Source organism: Nostoc sp. CALU 546 (assembly GCF_048836525.1).
Map to the genome: position 1 here is coordinate 1 of NZ_JAWJTF010000414.1, position 1,428 is coordinate 1,428.

The following is a 1,428-nucleotide window of genomic DNA, read 5'->3' on the forward strand; positions in this document are numbered from 1 at the left end:
ACCAATATACAATTCATCCGCAGTTAAATCTCTAATTACAGCGATTGCTGATTTTTGCTCAAGCTTGTGCAAAGAAGGCATAATCATCAAAACTAAACCGAATATTGCTGACTATATCTAAGATTTTTTCATGCTCGTTTATTGCCACTGCTTCAGGCGGCAACAGGGGAGTGAGCGGCATATTAGGATCATCATCTCCAGTTTAGGAGCCATTCGATTTTAAATTTCGCTGTCTTCGGGCTTCTCTCTTCTGCTGGGCTTTTTTTTGCCTCTCATGATCTGCTTCGTTTTTTTCCTTAGTAACAGTCTCTTGTGCTGGTTGGTGTGAGCCAGTTGGAGCTATGGATTTAGGTGGCTGACTCTTCTTACTTGATAAGCCAAATCTTTTCTGTACATCATCCCAATCGCCTACCACCTCATCATCAACGCACTCAGCTTTAAAGGCTTGCTCAATCAAAGGTAAAGAATTTATTGCATTGAGGTCAGTCAGCGCCCAAATGATATGAGCATTTAATTCAGGACTATTTTCTTCAAAAGATTCTAGTTGGAAAGACAGAACAGCAACACATTGTGCGTGATGCTCTGGATATACTGCGGTAATTCTTTTAATGGTAACAATAGCTTGAACTCGCCAACTTTCCTCATGAGAGTCATCGGCAAGATAAGCAGCGAGTGCTGGAATTGCGCTTAAACCAATCAGGCTTAAAACATCTGTTAAATCTTCAGCTAAAACGAATAATACTTCATTATCAAAAGCATCATCCATTTTAGGAAATAAGCTAATCAATGGCTCAATTGCTGATGATGCGCGGAGTTGTCCTAATGCCCGAACTGCATGAATCGGTGCGTATTCTAATAAACTGTCTTCACCAAAAAAATCATTTTCATCATCCGGTATATTGTATAAATCCTCATCCGTTGCCATACGGATCAACTCAGGAATATCCTCGGCAGTGATGCCTAATTCCTGATAGTCAGGCCATTCATCTGGGGATAATTGTCCAGTTCCTGGCTGATAGTCAAGTAATTGATTAACAGGAGATGAGTAACTATTTCTTGGCATAAAATATCTAAGTCAATTTTTTACTGGAGTTTGGACAACCTTTTTGATTGCACTTTACTCTTAACAGTTAATTAACCCCAATTACAACCACATCAGGGGGAATACTGCACTACGGTAACGAGCGTTTTTGTTGCAAGGCATCTCTGTTAAACTGCAACGCACTACTTACTTTAAGCGGGTTTTGGAGTGTATGCCGGCGACTGTTTTAGCTGCTTCACCAGAAAGCTAGTTCCGGCATAGCTCCAAAACCTGCAACAAGTCAAGGGCGATTCTTTAAGGTCACAAGCTAAAACCACGGTCAAGCTGTTTCTGCTTTTCTTGCTCCTCCCTCAGATGAGCTTCTAATTCCTGACTCCAATCAGGAT

General features: G+C 41.0%; 1 protein-coding gene. It reads right to left on the minus strand.

Features of this window, described 5'->3' with window-relative positions:
- Positions 1-202: 202 nt before the first annotated feature.
- Positions 203-1,063 (minus strand): HEAT repeat domain-containing protein, encoded by an 861-nt coding sequence (locus tag RRG12_RS44160; RefSeq protein ID WP_420762011.1) that lies wholly within the window; start codon positions 1,061-1,063, stop codon positions 203-205.
- Positions 1,064-1,428: the final 365 nt, after the last annotated feature.

Excerpts from the sequence above, each read along its gene's own strand:
- RRG12_RS44160 (WP_420762011.1), bottom strand. The coding sequence starts at position 1,063 with ATGCCAAGAAATAGTTACTCATCTCCTGTTAATCAATTACTTGACTAT.